Here is a 14,679-nt window from a genome sequence, read left to right on the forward strand (position 1 = left end):
ACGCATCGGTGGCCGCATAAGCTCATCCCGGGCAACGCCGAAAAACGTTGCCCCGTTGTTTGCCCGGCAAGCCGAGGAAAGAGTGTGAGCAGGGTGTTTTCGCAGGTCAGCCGGACGACCAGGACTGCGAGGTAGGCGCAAGGTGCACATCGTCATCATGGGCTGCGGGCGAGTAGGAGCCGCTCTCGCGCAGACCCTGGAGCAGCAGGGGCACACGGTCGCCGTGATCGACCAGGACCCCACGGCGTTCCGCCGTCTCGGGTCGGGGTTCGGTGGTCGGCGCGTCACCGGTGTCGGCTTCGACCAGGACACCCTCCGTGAGGCGGGTATCGAGGAGGCCGGCGCGTTCGCCGCGGTGAGCAGCGGCGACAACTCGAACATCATCGCCGCCCGGGTGGCCCGCGAGATGTTCGGCATCGAGAACGTCGCGGCGCGGATCTACGACCCGCGACGCGCCGAGGTCTACCAGCGCCTCGGCATCCCCACGGTCGCCACCGTGCGCTGGACGGCGGACCAGATGCTGCGGCGGCTGCTGCCCTCGGGCGCCGAGCCGCTGTGGCGCGACCCGAGCGGCGGTGTTCAGCTCGCCGAGGTGCACACCACCCCCTCCTGGATCGGGCACAAGATCAGCACGCTGCAGGAGGAGACGGGCGTCCGCGTGGCGTTCCTCACCCGATTGGGCGAAGCCATTCTGCCGTCGTCGCAGACGGTGCTGCAGGAGGGCGATCTGGTCCACGTGATGATGCGCACGGACGAGATCGCGAAGGTCGAGGAGGCCTTCGCCGAGGGTCCTGAGGAGGGCGGTCACTGATGCGTGTCGCGATTGCCGGGGCCGGCGCGGTGGGCCGCTCCATCGCCGGCGAGCTCCTGGAGAACGGCCACGAGGTGCTCCTCGTGGACAAGGCACCGACCGCCATTTCGGTGGAGCGGGTGCCCATGGCCGAGTGGCTGCTCGCGGATGCCTGCGAGATCACCTCGCTGGACGAGGCGGCGCTCCAGCGCTGCAACGTCGTGATCGCCGCGACCGGCGACGACAAGGTGAACCTGGTCGTCTCGCTGCTCGCGAAGACCGAGTACGGCGTACCGCGGGTCGTCGCCCGGGTCAACAATCCGAAGAACGAGTGGCTCTTCAACGAGTCCTGGGGTGTCGATGTCGCGGTGTCCACGCCGCGTCTGATGTCCGCCCTGGTCGAGGAGGCGGTGAGCGTCGGCGATCTGGTCCGGCTGCTGCGCTTCAGCCACGGCGACGCCAACCTGGTCGAACTGACGCTGCCCCCGGAGTCGGCCCTGGCCGGTACCCAGGTCGGCGATGTGGCGTGGCCCGAGGACACCTCTCTGGTCACCATCATCCGCGGTACGCGGGTGCTGACCCCGGGCTCGGAGGAGACGCTGGAGGCCGGTGACGAGCTGCTGTTCGTGGCCGCCCAGGCGCGCGAGGAGCAGCTGGAGGACCTGCTGTCGGTGCGTCGCGAGGTCGCCGACGACTGAGGACGGCCGGCCGGCTGACCGGCCTCGACTTCGGTACGTCGTCCGCACGGCATCTCGTACGACGAAGGGGCCCGGAACCGTCTGTCACGGTTCCGGGCCCCTTCGCTGTCGCCGACGGTCAGGCCTCTTCGATGTCGCTGCCGGTCAGGCCTCGGTGTTACGGGCCGCGGCGGCTTGCTCCTTGCGGGCCTTCTCGGCCTGCTCCTCCGCCTCCATCTCGGCGAAGACGTCGATGGGCGGCGGCGCCTTGGCGAGGAAGACCCAGGTCAGGTACACCGCGAGCAGGAACGGCGGGATCTTCAGGGCGACCAGCACCCAGCCGAGCTGGGCGGTGTCGGCCCACCAGTAGAGCGGGAAGAGGATCGCGCACTTGGCGAGCAGTATCAGCCCCCAGGCCCAACTGGCCTTGGCATACGCCTTCTTGCGGCCGGGATTCCGGGTACGCCAGGAGAGGTTCTCCTTGAAGACCGGCCCGAGGATCAGCCCTATCAGCGGCACCCCGGCGATCGTCGTGACGATGTAGGCGAGGGCCAGGCCCAGCGTGTAAATCATGCCGGGCAGGTAGAAGTCCTTGGCGTTGCCCGTCATCATCGCGAAGACCACACCGAAGGCGACGCCGAAGACCCCGCTGAAGGCGTGCTTGACGGTGTCCTTGCGGATCAGCCGTACGGCGACGAGGACCAGGGACACAGCCACGGCCGCGATGGCGGAGGTGTGCAGGTCCTTGTTGATGGTGAAGATCGTGACGAAGAGCAGCCCGGGCAGGACTGTCTCCACCATCCCGCGGATACCGCCGAAGGCCTCGAAGAGTGCGGCTTCGGTGACCGCCTTCGCGTCGGCCTCCTGCTGGTCGGTGCGGTCCGTATCGGGTGTCGGCTTGTCGAGAGACGTCACCGGCTACTCCTTGCCGAGCGGTCGGAGTTCGTATTTGGGGTTGAACAGCACCCGGCGCCCGTGGCTCATGGCGATCCGGCCGGAGGCGATGAGCTTACGGCCCGGCTCTATGCCCACGATGGAACGCCGGCCCAGCCAGACCACGTCCAGCGGGGCGGTGCCGTCGAAGAGCTCCGCTTCCAGGGCGGGCACTCCGGCGCGCGGCCGCAGGGTGACGGTCCGCAAGGTACCAGTCACCTTGACGATCTGGCGGTCGTTGCATTCGGAGATCCGCGTGCATCCCGATGCCTGCGAGTCCTCCTGCAGCTCCTCCGATTCCAGGTCTTGCTGGGAGCTGGACAGCCGGTCGAGCATCCGACGGAAGCGGCCGGACGGCCGCTCCGCCTTCTCGGAACGAGGGACAGCACTCATACCCGAAGGGTACCGGGCCAGGGTGCTCCGGGCAGGTGTCCGTTCTCTCACCCTGACGGGCGACTCACGACGGAGCGAAGCTGACGACCGTCCGCCGCACGCACAGTGCTCAGCCGCGTTCGAAGCGGTAACCCATGCCCGGTTCGGTGACGAAGTGCCGGGGGTGCGAGGGGTCGGTCTCCAGCTTGCGCCGAAGCTGGGCCATGTAGACCCGCAGATAGTTGGTCTCGGTGCCGTACGAAGGCCCCCACACCTCCTGCAGCAGCTGCTTCTGGCTGACCAGTCGGCCGCTGTTGCGGACCAGCACCTCCAGCAGATGCCACTCGGTCGGGGTGAGCCGCACGTCGCGTCCCTCGCGTTGGACCTTCTTCGCCGCCAGGTCGACGGTGAACCCCTCGGTCTCGACCATCACGATGTCGTCGGCGCCGTCCTGGCCGACCGGTTCGGCCCGCCGGACCGAGGCACGCAGCCGGGCCAGCAGCTCGTCCATGCCGAACGGCTTGGTGACGTAGTCGTCGGCTCCCGCGTCCAGGGCCTCGACCTTCTCGTCGGAGGTGTGGCGGGCGGAGAGCACCAGGATGGGCACCCGGGTCCAGCCGCGCAGCCCCCTGATCACCTCCACGCCGTCCATGTCCGGCAGTCCGAGGTCGAGGACGACGACATCGGGGTGACGCGCGGCGGCGAGCTGGAGTGCCGTCGCGCCGTCGGGCGCCGCGTCCACCTCGTACTTGCGCGCCTTCAGATTGATCACGAGGGCGCGTACGATCTGCGGCTCGTCGTCGACCACAAGCACCCGGGTCATCGGGAACCTGCCTTTCTGCTGTACGGAATTGCTGCGGGGAGCACTACGGGTATCACCGCCGCGATCATGAGACGGCCTGTGCGGGCAGATCGGTACCGGTCGGAACGTATCCCGACACCGCCTTGAGCGTCAGGACCATGGTCATGCCACCACCGGGGGTGTCCTCGGCGCCGAGGGTGCCGCCCATGGACTCCACGAAGCCGCGGGCGACGGCGAGCCCGAGGCCGACTCCGGCGCCGCGCGGGGCGTCGCCGTAGCGCTGGAAGGGCTCGAAGATCCGCTCCTTGCCCTCGTCGGGGACGCCGGGACCGCGGTCGGCCACCCGGAGCTCGACCCGGGCGCCGAGCGCGCTGGCGGCCACGGTGACGCGCTCTCCGTCGGGGCTGTACTTGACGGCGTTCTCGACGATGTTCGCGACGGCGCGCTCCAGCAGCCCCGGGTCGACGGCGACCATCGGCAGCGTCTCGGGGATGTCCAGGTCGACGCTGCCCTCCGGTACGCCTCCGAGCGCCATCGGGACCACCTCGTCGAGGTCGATCTCGCGGATCAGCGGGGTGACGGTGCCGGTCTGCAGCCTCGACATGTCGAGGAGGTTGCCGACCAGATGGTCGAGCCGGTCGGCGCCGTTCTCGATGCCTTCGAGGAGCTCCGCCTCGTCCGCCTCCGACCAGGCCACGTCGTCGGAGCGCAGCGAGGTGACGGCGGCCTTGATGGCGGAGAGCGGGGTCCGCAGATCGTGGCTGACGGCGGCGAGGAGCGCGGTCCTTATCCGGTTCCCCTCGGCGAGCCGCCGCGCCTCCTCCGCCTCCCCGACCAGGCGCTGCCGGTCGAGTACGACGGCGGCCTGGGCGGCGAACGCACCGAGCACCCGGCGGTCCTCGGCGGGCAGCACCCGGCCGGAGAGCGCGAGCGCCATGTGGTCGCCGACGGGCATGTCCACATCGGCGTCCTCGGGGCGGGAGACGGGCGCAGGGCCGACACTGCCCGCACAGGTCCACGGGTCGACGTCGCTGCGCCGCTCCAGGAGCGCCACGGACTCCATGGCGAAGGTCTCGCGGACCCGGTCCAGCAGGGCGTCCAGTGTGGTCTCGCCGCGCAGAACGCTGCCGGCCAGGAAGGACAGTATCTCGGACTCGGCGCGCAGTCGGGCCGCCTGATGGGTACGCCGGGCCGCCAGGTCGACGACGGAGGCCACCGCCACCGCGACCGCGAAGAAGATCACGATGGCGACGAAGTTCCTCGGGTCCTGCACCGTGAGGGTGTGGGTCGGCGGGGTGAACCAGTAGTTCAGCAGCAGCGAGCCGACGGCCGCGGACGCGAGGGCGGGCAGCAGCCCGCCGAGCAGGGCCGCGGCGACCGTCAGGAAGAGGAAGAGCAGGACGTCGTTGGCGAGCCCCGGACCGTTCGTCATGCTGGTCAGGAGCAGCGTGAGCAGGACCGGACCGCCGACCCCGGTCAACCAGCCCCAGATGATCCGGGCCCGGCCGAGCCGGGCGCCGCGGGCGATCGGGAGTCCGCGGCCCTTGGCGACCTCGTCGTGCGTGACGATGTGGACGTCGAGGTCGGGGCCGGACTCGCGGGCGACGGTGGCGCCGACGCCGGGGCCGTAGATGTACTGCCAGGCCTTGCGGCGGCTGGAGCCGAGCACGATCTGGGTGGCGTTGACACCACGGGCGAACGCGAGGAGCGCCGAGGGTATGTCGTCGCCGATGACGTGGTGGAACGTACCGCCGAGGTCCTCGACGAGAGTGCGCTGAGCGGTGAGTTCCTTGGGCGACGCGGAGGTCAGTCCGTCGCTGCGGGCGATGTAGACGGCGAGGATCTCGCCGCCGGAGCCTTTGGCGGCCATCCGGGACGCGCGGCGGATGAGCGTACGGCCCTCGGGGCCGCCGGTGAGGCCGACGACGATGCGTTCGCGGGCCTGCCAGGTGGTGCTGATGTTGTGCTCGCCGCGGTACTGCTGGAGGTACTCGTCGACCCGGTCGGCGACCCAGAGCAGGGCGAGCTCGCGCAGGGCGGTGAGGTTGCCCGGGCGGAAGTAGTTGGACAGGGACGCGTCGATCCGGTCCGGCTTGTAGATGTTGCCATGGGCCATCCGGCGGCGCAGCGCCTGGGGTGACATGTCGACCAGTTCGATCTGGTCCGCCCGGCGGACAACCTCGTCGGGGACGGTCTCACGCTGCCGTACGCCCGTTATCGACTCGACGACGTCACCGAGCGACTCCAGGTGCTGGATGTTGACGGTGGAGACGACGTCGATGCCGGCCTGGAGGAGCTCTTCGACGTCCTGCCAGCGTTTGGCGTTGCGGGAGCCCGGCACATTGGTGTGGGCCAGTTCGTCCACCAGGGCGACGGCCGGGCGGCGCTCCAGCACCGCATCGACGTCCATCTCGGTGAAGACGGTGTCCCGGTAGTCGATCGCGCGACGCGGGACCTGCTCCAGGCCGTGCAGCATCACCTCGGTGCGCGGCCGGTCGTGGTGTTCCACGAACCCGACGACGCAGTCGGTGCCCCGCTCCACCCGGCGGTGCGCCTCGGAGAGCATCGCGTACGTCTTGCCGACGCCCGGTGCCGCGCCCAGGTAGATCCGAAGCTTGCCGCGTGCCATGGCCCCATTGTCTTTCAGATGAGCGACTGCGGCCGGTGCGGCAGCCGCTCACGAAGCTACCTCGAATATTTGCCGCAAAGGGGACACAAGGTCGGACAGGAGACCGAATTGACGGAATTCTGATGCGCCGGATCAGGGAGATGCCGCATATCACGACAGGTAACGAAAAGTGCCCGGGCGAACCCGGACGCCCCTCCCCCGCCCCTACGCCTGCTGCTCGACGATATGCCCGTCCCTCAGCTCCAGCACCCGGTCCGCCAGCCCCAGCAACTGCGCATCGTGCGTCGCCACCAGCGCGGTCACTCCCTCGCTCCGTACGACGGCCCGCAGCAGCTCCATCACGGCGAGCCCTGTCTCCGCGTCGAGCTGTCCTGTCGGCTCGTCCGCGATCAGCAGCGCGGGCCGGTTGGCGAGTGCACGGGCGATGGCGACGCGCTGCTGCTGGCCGCCGGAGAGCTCCCCGGGCCGCTGCGCACCGTGGTCGCCGAGCCCGACCAGGGAGAGCAGCAACGCCACCCGGTCCTCCCGCTCGCGCGGGTCCGCCTTGCGCAGCCGCATCGGTACGCCGACGTTCTCCGCGGCGGTCAGGATCGGGATCAGGCCGAACGACTGGAAGATGAAGCCGAGCCGGTCCCGGCGCAGCTCCAGCAGCCCGTCCTCGCCGAGCTCGGAAAGGTCCGTGCCGTCGACGGTGATCCGGCCGCGGTCGGGGCTGTCGAGGCCGCCGACCAGGTTCAGCAGGGTCGTCTTGCCGGAGCCCGAGCGCCCCTTGAGTGCGACGAGCTCACCGCGCGGCACGTCGAAGGAGATGCCGCGCAGCGCGTGGACGGCACCGGCGCCGGTTCCGTACGAGCGGTGCAGGCCCTCGATTCGGACCATCGGCCCACGGGCCGGGTCCTCGGCGACCGCCGTGCCGCCCTGGCCGCCTGTGCTCTTTCCGCCGGTGCTGTCGGTCATGCGCTCCCCCATGCGTGGTCGGTCCCCGTCGGCCGCCAGTATGTGCATGAGGCACACGGCCGGGCAATGCCCGAGATCCTCCGGGCAGGCACAGCGCCGGGCCGCCGTGGTCCGTACAGCATGACCACGGCGGCCCGGCGCATCCGTCGGCGGAGAATCAACCCCCGTTCACCAGCTCCTTGAGTGCGATGTTGAGCTGCAGGACGTTGACTCGCGGCTCCCCCACGAAACCGAGGATCCGGCCGTCGGTGTGCTGTTCCACCAGCTTCTCCACCTGGTCGACGCCGAGGTGGTTCCGCTCGGCGACGCGGCGTACCTGGATCTGTGCGTACTGCGGGGAGATGGCCGGGTCGAGACCGGAGCCGGAGGAGGTGACGGCGTCGGCCGGCACGTCCGAGGGGCTGACCGGGTGGCCGGGCACGGAGTTGTCCTTGACGACGGCGGCCTTGGCGGCGGTGACCCAGTCGATCAGGTCCTTGTTGTCGCCGGACCGGTTGGTCGCGCCGGACAGGATCAGCTTGTACTGGGTGTTGACGCTGTTGGTGCCGAGTCCGTTGGACGGGCGCGGCTGGAACCACTTGAGGTCCGGGGCCGCGGTCTCCTCGCCCTTCTTCAGCGGCAGGTCGTAGCGCTGGCCGATGAGCTCGGAACCGACGACCTTGCCGTTCGCCGTGATCTCGGAACCGTTGGCCTTGCCCGGGAGGATGCCCTGGGCGACACCGGTGACCGCGAGCGGGTAGATCACGCCGCAGACGATCGTGAGGACGAGCAGGGCGCGCAGCCCGGCCCAAAGCAGCCGAACGGTGTTTCCTGCGGAGTTGTTCATGGAGGTCATGGCGCGATCAGCCGATTCCGGGAATGAGGGAGAGGATCAGGTCGATGATCTTGATGCCGATGAACGGGGCGACCAGGCCGCCGAGTCCGTAGATCCCGAGGTTGCGGCGGAGCATCGAGTCGGCACTGCTCGGCCGGTAGCGCACGCCCTTCAGGGCGAGCGGCACCAGCGCGATGATGATCAACGCGTTGAAGACGACCGCGGACAGGATCGCCGACTGCGGCGAGGACAGCTGCATGATGTTCAGCTTGTCCAGGCCCGGGTAGACCACCGCGAACATCGCCGGGATGATCGCGAAGTACTTCGCGACGTCGTTGGCGATCGAGAAGGTGGTCAGCGCACCGCGGGTGATCAGCAGTTGCTTGCCGATCTCGACGATCTCGATGAGCTTGGTCGGGTTGGAGTCCAGGTCCACCATGTTCCCGGCCTCCTTGGCGGCCGAGGTGCCCGTGTTCATCGCCACGCCGACGTCCGCCTGAGCGAGCGCGGGCGCGTCGTTCGTACCGTCACCGGTCATCGCGACGAGCTTGCCGCCCGCCTGCTCACGCTTGATGAGGGCCATCTTGTCCTCGGGCGTGGCCTCCGCTAGGAAGTCGTCGACCCCCGCCTCCTCGGCGATGGCCTTCGCGGTCAGCGGGTTGTCGCCCGTGATCATGACCGTCTTGATGCCCATGCGGCGCAGCTCGTCGAACCGCTCCCGCATGCCCTCCTTGACGACGTCCTTGAGGTGGATGACACCGAGGACCCGGGCGCCCCGCTCGTCGTCGACGGCGACGAGCAACGGCGTACCGCCCGCCTGGGAGATCCGATCCGTGAGCGTGCGGGCGTCCGGCGAGACGGTGCCGCCCCGCTCCTCGACCCAGGCGACGACCGAGCCGGTCGCACCCTTGCGGATCCTGCGTCCCTCGACGTCCACACCCGACATCCGGGTCTGTGCGGTGAAGCCGACCCACTCGGCCCCGGTGAGCTGGCCCTGGTGGCGCTCGCGAAGCCCGTACTTCTCCTTCGCCAGTACGACGACGGAGCGGCCTTCGGGCGTCTCGTCGGCCAGCGAGGAGAGCTGGGCGGCGTCCGCCAGCTCGGCCTCCGTCGTGCCCTTGACGGGTACGAACTCGGCGGCCTGCCGGTTGCCGAGCGTGATGGTGCCGGTCTTGTCGAGCAGCAGCGTCGACACATCGCCGGCGGCTTCCACCGCGCGTCCCGACATGGCGAGCACATTGCGCTGGACGAGGCGGTCCATGCCCGCGATACCGATCGCGGAGAGCAGCGCGCCGATCGTGGTCGGGATCAGGCAGACCAGCAGGGCGGTCAGCACGATCATCGACTGCCTTTGACCCGCGTAGATCGCGAACGGCTGCAGGGTGACGACGGCCAGCAGGAAGACGATGGTGAGGGACGCGAGCAGGATGTTCAGCGCGATCTCGTTGGGCGTCTTCTGCCGGGAGGCACCTTCCACCAGACTGATCATCCGGTCGATGAACGTCTCACCGGGCTTCGTCGTGATCTTGACGACGATGCGGTCGGAGAGCACCTTCGTGCCGCCGGTGACCGCGCTGCGGTCGCCACCCGACTCCCGGATGACCGGCGCCGACTCACCCGTGATGGCCGACTCGTCGACGGAGGCGACACCCTCGACGACGTCACCGTCGCCGGGGACGATGTCGCCCGCCTCGCAGACCACCAGGTCACCGATGCGCAGATCGGTGCCCTGTACGCGCTCCTCGTTCTTCCCCACGAGCCGGCGCGCGACGGTGTCGGTCTTGGCCTTGCGCAGCGTGTCGGCCTGGGCCTTGCCGCGGCCCTCGGCGACCGCCTCCGCCAGGTTGGCGAAGATCGTGGTGAGCCAGAGCCACGCGGCGATCGCCCAGCCGAACCAGTCGGTCGGGTCCAGGGCGGCCAGGACGGTGGTGAGCACCGAACCGGCCAGGACCACGAACATCACCGGTGACTTGACCATCACCCGGGGGTCGAGCTTGCGCACCGCGTCGGGGAAGGACTTGAGCAGTTGCTTGGGGTCGAACAGCCCGGCGCCGACGCGCCCGCTGTCGGGCTTGTGCCCGGAGGGCACGTCCTGGTGCGGCGCACGGGTCGGAGTGATGGTGGACATGGAGCCGGGCTCCTCTTGCTTCTCTGTACGAGTGGTCATGACGCCAGCCCCTCGGCCAGCGGTCCCAGCGCCAGCGCCGGGAAGAAGGTCAGACCGGTCACGATCAGGATCGTGCCGACCAGCAGACCGGTGAAGAGCGGCTTGTGCGTGCCGAGCGTGCCGACGGTCGCCGGGACGGGCTTCTGCTCGGCGAGCGAACCGGCCAGCGCCAGAACGAACACCATGGGCAGGAACCGGCCCAGCAGCATCGCGAGCCCGATCGTGGTGTTGAACCACTGCGTGTCGGCGTTCAGACCCGCGAAGGCCGAACCGTTGTTGTTGGCACCCGAGGTGTACGCGTACAAGATCTCGGAGAACCCGTGCGCACCGGAGTTGGTCATCGAATGGACCGGGGTGGGCAGGGCCATCGCCGCGGCGGTGAAGCAGAGCACCAGCGCCGGAGTGATCAGGATGTAGCAGGCCGCGAGCTTGATCTCACGGGTGCCGATCTTCTTGCCGAGATACTCCGGCGTACGGCCGACCATCAGACCCGCGATGAACACCGCGATGATCGCCATGATCAGCATCCCGTACAGACCCGACCCGGTACCACCGGGAGCGATCTCACCGAGCTGCATGCCCAGCATGGTGATACCGCCACCGAAACCGGTGAACGAGGAGTGGAACGAGTTCACCGCGCCCGTCGAGGTGAGCGTGGTGGCCACCGCGAAGATCGACGAACCGCCGATTCCGAAGCGGGTCTCCTTGCCCTCCATCGCCCCACCCGCGATGTCGAACGCGGGCCCGTGGTGGGCGAACTCGGTCCACATCATCAGCGCGCTGAAGCCGAGCCAGATCACGCCCATCGTGGCGAGGATCGCGTAACCCTGCTTGAGGGAGCCGACCATCCGGCCGAAGGTACGGGTCAGCGCGAACGGGATGACCAGGATCAGGAAGATCTCGAGAAGGTTGGAGAGCCCGTTGGGGTTCTCGAACGGGTGGGCCGAGTTGGCGTTGAAGTAACCGCCGCCGTTCGTGCCCAGCTCCTTGATCGCCTCCTGGGAGGCGACCGCACCACCGTTCCACTGCTGCGAGCCGCCCAGGAACTGGCCGACACCGTGGATACCGGAGAAGTTCTGGATCGCGCCGCACGCGACCAGGAGGATCGCACCGACCACGGCGATCGGCAGCAGGATCCGTACGGTGCCGCGCACCAGGTCGGACCAGAAGTTGCCGAGCTCACCGGTGCGCGAGCGGGCAAAACCACGCACCAGCGCCACCGCGACAGCGATACCCACCGCGGCCGAGACGAAGTTCTGCACCGCCAGGCCGCCGGTCTGCACGACGTGGCCCATGGCCTGCTCGCCGTAGTACGACTGCCAGTTGGTGTTCGCGACGAAGGACGCCGCCGTGTTGAACGCCTGGTCCGGATCGATCGAGGCGAAGCCGAGCGAGCCGGGCAGACTGCCCTGGACACGCTGCAGCAGGTAGAGGAAGAGGACGCTCACCGCGGAGAACGCGAGGACACCGCGCAGATAGGCGGGCCAGCGCATCTCCGTATCGGGATTGGCGCCGATGGACTTGTAGATCCACTTCTCGACACGCAGGTGCTTCTTCGAGGAGTAGACGGCGGCCATGTAGTCGCCGAGGGGGCGGTACGCCAGACCCAGCGCCACCACGAGCGCGAGCAACTGGAGCACACCAGCGAGGACGGGGCTCATATCGGGCTCAGAACCTCTCCGGGTAGAGAAGGGCGAGGACGAGATAGCCCAGCAGGGCGACGGCCACGATCAGACCGACAACGTTCTCGGCAGTCACAGCTTCGCCACCCCCTTGGCAACGAGAGCCACCAGCGCGAAGACCGCGATCGTGGTGACGACGAAGGCCATGTCGGCCACCGTGTGCTCCTAGATGAGGTTCGGATTTTCGGACCTCATGAGCAAACCCTCGTCCGAAGCCCTTGCGGCCTGCGTTGATGCCTTTCTTACGGAGAGGCGTGCGCCCTTGACGGCGCCCATACGTGCCTCATACGCGCCCGATATACGCGCCGGTACGCGCGCCGCGCGGGCACCTCGGGCACACAGAAGGCCGGTGGGCCGCACCTCCCTCGAAGGGAAGTACGGCCCACCGGCCTGAGCTGTCTCGAGCCGCGGTCGGCGGCTCAGCGCACCTCGGTGATCTCGGGCCCGCGCTGGAGCTGACCCATGCCACCGGAGAACTTCGAGCCCTCCTGGTCCTCCTGCTGCACGCCCTCGGGCACCATCTGGGCGTCGTTGGGGAGCTTGAGGACGATCGGGTCGCGCGGCGCCATCGGGCCCTCGCCACGGACGACCACGGTGTCCCGGAAGATCGTTTCCAGCAGTCCGGCGGCCTCCGGCTGCACGGCACCCTGACCGGAGATCACTCCGCGAAGGAACCAGCGGGGCCCGTCGACGCCGACGAAGCGCACCAGCTGCACGCCGTTCGTCCCGTCCGGAAGCTGTACGGGGACCTGCGCCCGCAGCTCCCAGCCCAGCGGACCTTCGAGCTCGTCGATGATCCCGCCCTGCTTGGTGATGCCGGTGGCGATCTCCTCGCGGACCTCGCCCCAGATGCCCTCCTTCTTGGGGGCGGCGAAGGCCTGCAGCTGGATCGCGCTGTCGCGCAGCACGACGGTGGCGGCGACGATCGCGTCTCCGGCGACCTCGACGCGCAGCTCCATGCCTTCGACCCCGGGGACAAAGATGCCGCCCAGGTCGACCCGGCCCTCGCCGGGCTGGGAGACCTCGTCGATGTCCCACGGTCCGTCCGGGCGCGGCGCCGGCGGGAGATTCACCCGGCGCGCACCGTTCTCGGCGGCGTCGGTGCCATCGTGCTCGTCGACGACCTGCTCGGCCTCGCGCGCTTCGTCCGCCACATCCTCGGCGGAACCACTCTTCTTGCGACGTCCGAACACGTCACTGTCCTTCCCGGTCGGGTACGACCGAAGCGTAGCTGTTCCCGCCCTGGGTGATCCCGCCCCTGACGCCATCAACATCATCGCCGGTGGCATGCCCACCGGTGGATCCGAAACCACCCTCGCCCCGGGCCGAGCCGGGCAGCTCCGACACCTCGTGGAAGCGCACCTTCTCGACCTGCTGGACGACCAGTTGGGCAACCCGGTCGAACCGCTCGAACCGTACGGTCTCGCGCGGGTCGAGATTGATGACGATCACCTTGATCTCTCCACGGTACCCGGCATCAACCGTCCCCGGGGCATTCACGAGCGCGACTCCGCAGCGTGCTGCGAGGCCGGACCGTGGGTGCACGAAGGCGGCGTACCCGTCGGGCAGGGCGATCGACACGCCGGTGGGCAGCACCGCCCGTTCCCCGGGGGCGAGTTCGGCGGCCTCGGTGGTCACCAGGTCGGCCCCCGCGTCGCCCGGGTGCCCATATGCCGGAATCGGCACCTCCGGATCGACCCGGCGAATAAGTACGTCGACGGGATGGCGCATCACGGGTTCACCTCGAAGGCGCGGACACGCTTGGACTGGTCCGGGTCGGCCATCGCGGCCTGGATCTCGGCCGGGCGGCCGTTCTCGATGAAGTGGTCGACCTTGACCTCGATGAAGAGGGCCTCGGCGCGGACCGCGACGGGCCCGTCCGGGCCGCCGATCCGGCCGGTCGCACAGGAGTAGATCTTCCGGCCGTGCACGGCGGTGATCTCGGCGTCCAGGTGCAGCACGGTGCCCACCGGCACCGGACGCACGAAGTCGGTCTCCAGCCGTCCGGTCACCGCGATCACCCGCAACAGCCAGTTCAGCGAGCCGAGCGTCTCGTCCAGCGCGGTGGCCAGTACGCCGCCGTGCGCCAGCCCCGGAGCACCCTGGTGGGCGGGCTTCACGGTGAACTCGGCGGTGACACTCACACCCTCGCCGGCCCGCGCCTGGAGATGCAGACCGTGGGCCTGCCCCCCGCCACAACCGAAACAGTGTTCGTAGTGCGAACCGAGGAGCTCGCCGGGGGCCGGGGCGTCGGGGTGCCGGACCGGTTTCACCGCGCCGGCCGGTGGCTTCAGAGCCGCAGATGTTCCACTCACAGGCGCAGACCTTACCCGCGCGGGTACCCGCAGGTCGCGCCGTGCCAAGCTTGGGTTCATGCAGCCTTCCACCCCGCCTTTCGACGAACGTCTGACCGCGCCCCGTTCGTGGTGGCTCATCGCCTTCCTGATCGGCGTCGCCTGCGCCCTGATGCTGCTGCCGCTCGGCACCCTGCCGCTGCTGGCCGGCCTGGTCGGCGGCACGGCCCTGGCCTCGCTCGCGGTCAGCTCGTACGGCTCCGCCCGGATCCGGGTGGTGGCGGGCGCCCTGGTCGCGGGCGACGCCCGGATCCCGGTTTCGGCCCTCGGCGCGGCCGAGGCGCTGGACGCCGAGGAGGCGCGCGCGTGGCGCTCGTACAAGGCGGACACCCGGGCGTTCATGCTGCTGCGCAGCTACATCCCCACGGCGGTGCGGGTGGAGGTCACGGACCCGCAGGACCCGACCCCGTACGTCTATCTGTCCACCCGGGAGCCGCAGGCCCTGGTGGCGGCGCTCACGGCGGTACGGGCGTAGGACGCGCGGCCGGCGGCGGCCGCCGGG

At 69.3% G+C, this 14,679-nt stretch carries 15 protein-coding genes; 3 read left to right on the forward strand and 12 right to left on the reverse strand.

All coding sequences use genetic code 11. From position 1 onward, the window contains the following. Positions 1–142 precede the first annotated feature (142 nt). Positions 143–811: a TrkA family potassium uptake protein gene (locus tag OG963_RS13075; protein ID WP_030927284.1), complete on the forward strand. Its 669-nt coding sequence runs from the start codon at positions 143–145 to the stop codon at positions 809–811. Next, positions 811–1,488 carry a TrkA family potassium uptake protein gene (locus OG963_RS13080; protein WP_030927282.1) on the forward strand — a complete coding sequence of 226 codons (678 nt, stop codon included), beginning with the start codon at positions 811–813 and terminating at the stop codon, positions 1,486–1,488. Before OG963_RS13075 ends, OG963_RS13080 begins: the two co-directional genes overlap by 1 nt. 144 nt (positions 1,489–1,632) lie before the next feature. Here the strand turns inward: OG963_RS13080 and OG963_RS13085 are convergent, their stop codons facing one another. The 12 genes from OG963_RS13085 to OG963_RS13140 all read right to left on the reverse strand — a co-directional run bounded on the left by OG963_RS13085 (position 1,633) and on the right by OG963_RS13140 (position 14,138). Next, the gene (locus OG963_RS13085; protein WP_093777236.1) at positions 1,633–2,382 is read right to left on the reverse strand and encodes a DUF3159 domain-containing protein; all 750 of its coding nucleotides are present in this window, start codon (positions 2,380–2,382) and stop codon (positions 1,633–1,635) included. A gap of 3 nt (positions 2,383–2,385) precedes the next feature. Beyond that, on the reverse strand, positions 2,386–2,793 hold the full coding sequence (locus OG963_RS13090) for an OB-fold nucleic acid binding domain-containing protein (protein WP_037822942.1): 408 nt from the start codon (positions 2,791–2,793) through the stop codon (positions 2,386–2,388). Positions 2,794–2,902: 109 nt separating this feature from the next. Next, positions 2,903–3,595, reverse strand: coding sequence for a response regulator (locus OG963_RS13095; RefSeq protein ID WP_030927277.1), 693 nt, complete (start codon positions 3,593–3,595; stop codon positions 2,903–2,905). Positions 3,596–3,659: 64 nt separating this feature from the next. Beyond that, the gene (locus OG963_RS13100) at positions 3,660–6,203 is read right to left on the reverse strand and encodes an ATP-binding protein (protein WP_093777240.1); all 2,544 of its coding nucleotides are present in this window, start codon (positions 6,201–6,203) and stop codon (positions 3,660–3,662) included. Positions 6,204–6,407: 204 nt separating this feature from the next. Then, positions 6,408–7,160, reverse strand: a complete 753-nt coding sequence (locus OG963_RS13105; protein ID WP_093777402.1) for an ABC transporter ATP-binding protein — start codon at positions 7,158–7,160, stop codon at positions 6,408–6,410. A 157-nt stretch (positions 7,161–7,317) separates the two neighbouring features. After that, positions 7,318–7,986: a potassium-transporting ATPase subunit C gene (locus OG963_RS13110; RefSeq protein WP_093777404.1), complete on the reverse strand. Its 669-nt coding sequence runs from the start codon at positions 7,984–7,986 to the stop codon at positions 7,318–7,320. 16 nt (positions 7,987–8,002) lie between these two features. After that, on the reverse strand, positions 8,003–10,141 hold the full coding sequence (kdpB, locus tag OG963_RS13115) for a potassium-transporting ATPase subunit KdpB (RefSeq protein ID WP_093777242.1): 2,139 nt from the start codon (positions 10,139–10,141) through the stop codon (positions 8,003–8,005). Next, complete coding sequence (gene kdpA, locus OG963_RS13120) at positions 10,138–11,802, reverse strand: potassium-transporting ATPase subunit KdpA (RefSeq protein ID WP_093777244.1); 1,665 nt, start codon at positions 11,800–11,802, stop codon at positions 10,138–10,140. The genes kdpB and kdpA overlap by 4 nt, the downstream gene beginning before the upstream one ends. 7 nt (positions 11,803–11,809) lie before the next feature. Further along, a complete protein-coding gene (gene kdpF / locus OG963_RS13125; protein WP_037823947.1) occupies positions 11,810–11,899 on the reverse strand; it encodes a K(+)-transporting ATPase subunit F in 90 nt (29 codons plus the stop codon). A 343-nt stretch (positions 11,900–12,242) separates the two neighbouring features. Then, the gene (locus OG963_RS13130) at positions 12,243–13,016 is read right to left on the reverse strand and encodes a DUF3710 domain-containing protein (RefSeq protein ID WP_319327123.1); all 774 of its coding nucleotides are present in this window, start codon (positions 13,014–13,016) and stop codon (positions 12,243–12,245) included. A 1-nt stretch (position 13,017) separates the two neighbouring features. Beyond that, positions 13,018–13,554 (reverse strand): dUTP diphosphatase, encoded by a 537-nt coding sequence (gene dut, locus OG963_RS13135; protein WP_093777248.1) that lies wholly within the window; start codon positions 13,552–13,554, stop codon positions 13,018–13,020. Continuing rightward, positions 13,554–14,138, reverse strand: a complete 585-nt coding sequence (locus OG963_RS13140) for a PaaI family thioesterase (protein WP_030927257.1) — start codon at positions 14,136–14,138, stop codon at positions 13,554–13,556. The genes dut and OG963_RS13140 overlap by 1 nt, the downstream gene beginning before the upstream one ends. A 58-nt stretch (positions 14,139–14,196) precedes the next feature. On the opposite strand from OG963_RS13140, the gene OG963_RS13145 reads away from it, so the two are divergent. Further along, the gene (locus tag OG963_RS13145) at positions 14,197–14,652 is read left to right on the forward strand and encodes a DUF3093 domain-containing protein (protein ID WP_093777250.1); all 456 of its coding nucleotides are present in this window, start codon (positions 14,197–14,199) and stop codon (positions 14,650–14,652) included. Positions 14,653–14,679 lie beyond the last annotated feature (27 nt).

This window comes from Streptomyces sp. NBC_01707 (genome assembly GCF_041438805.1).
GTDB lineage: Bacteria > Actinomycetota > Actinomycetes > Streptomycetales > Streptomycetaceae > Streptomyces.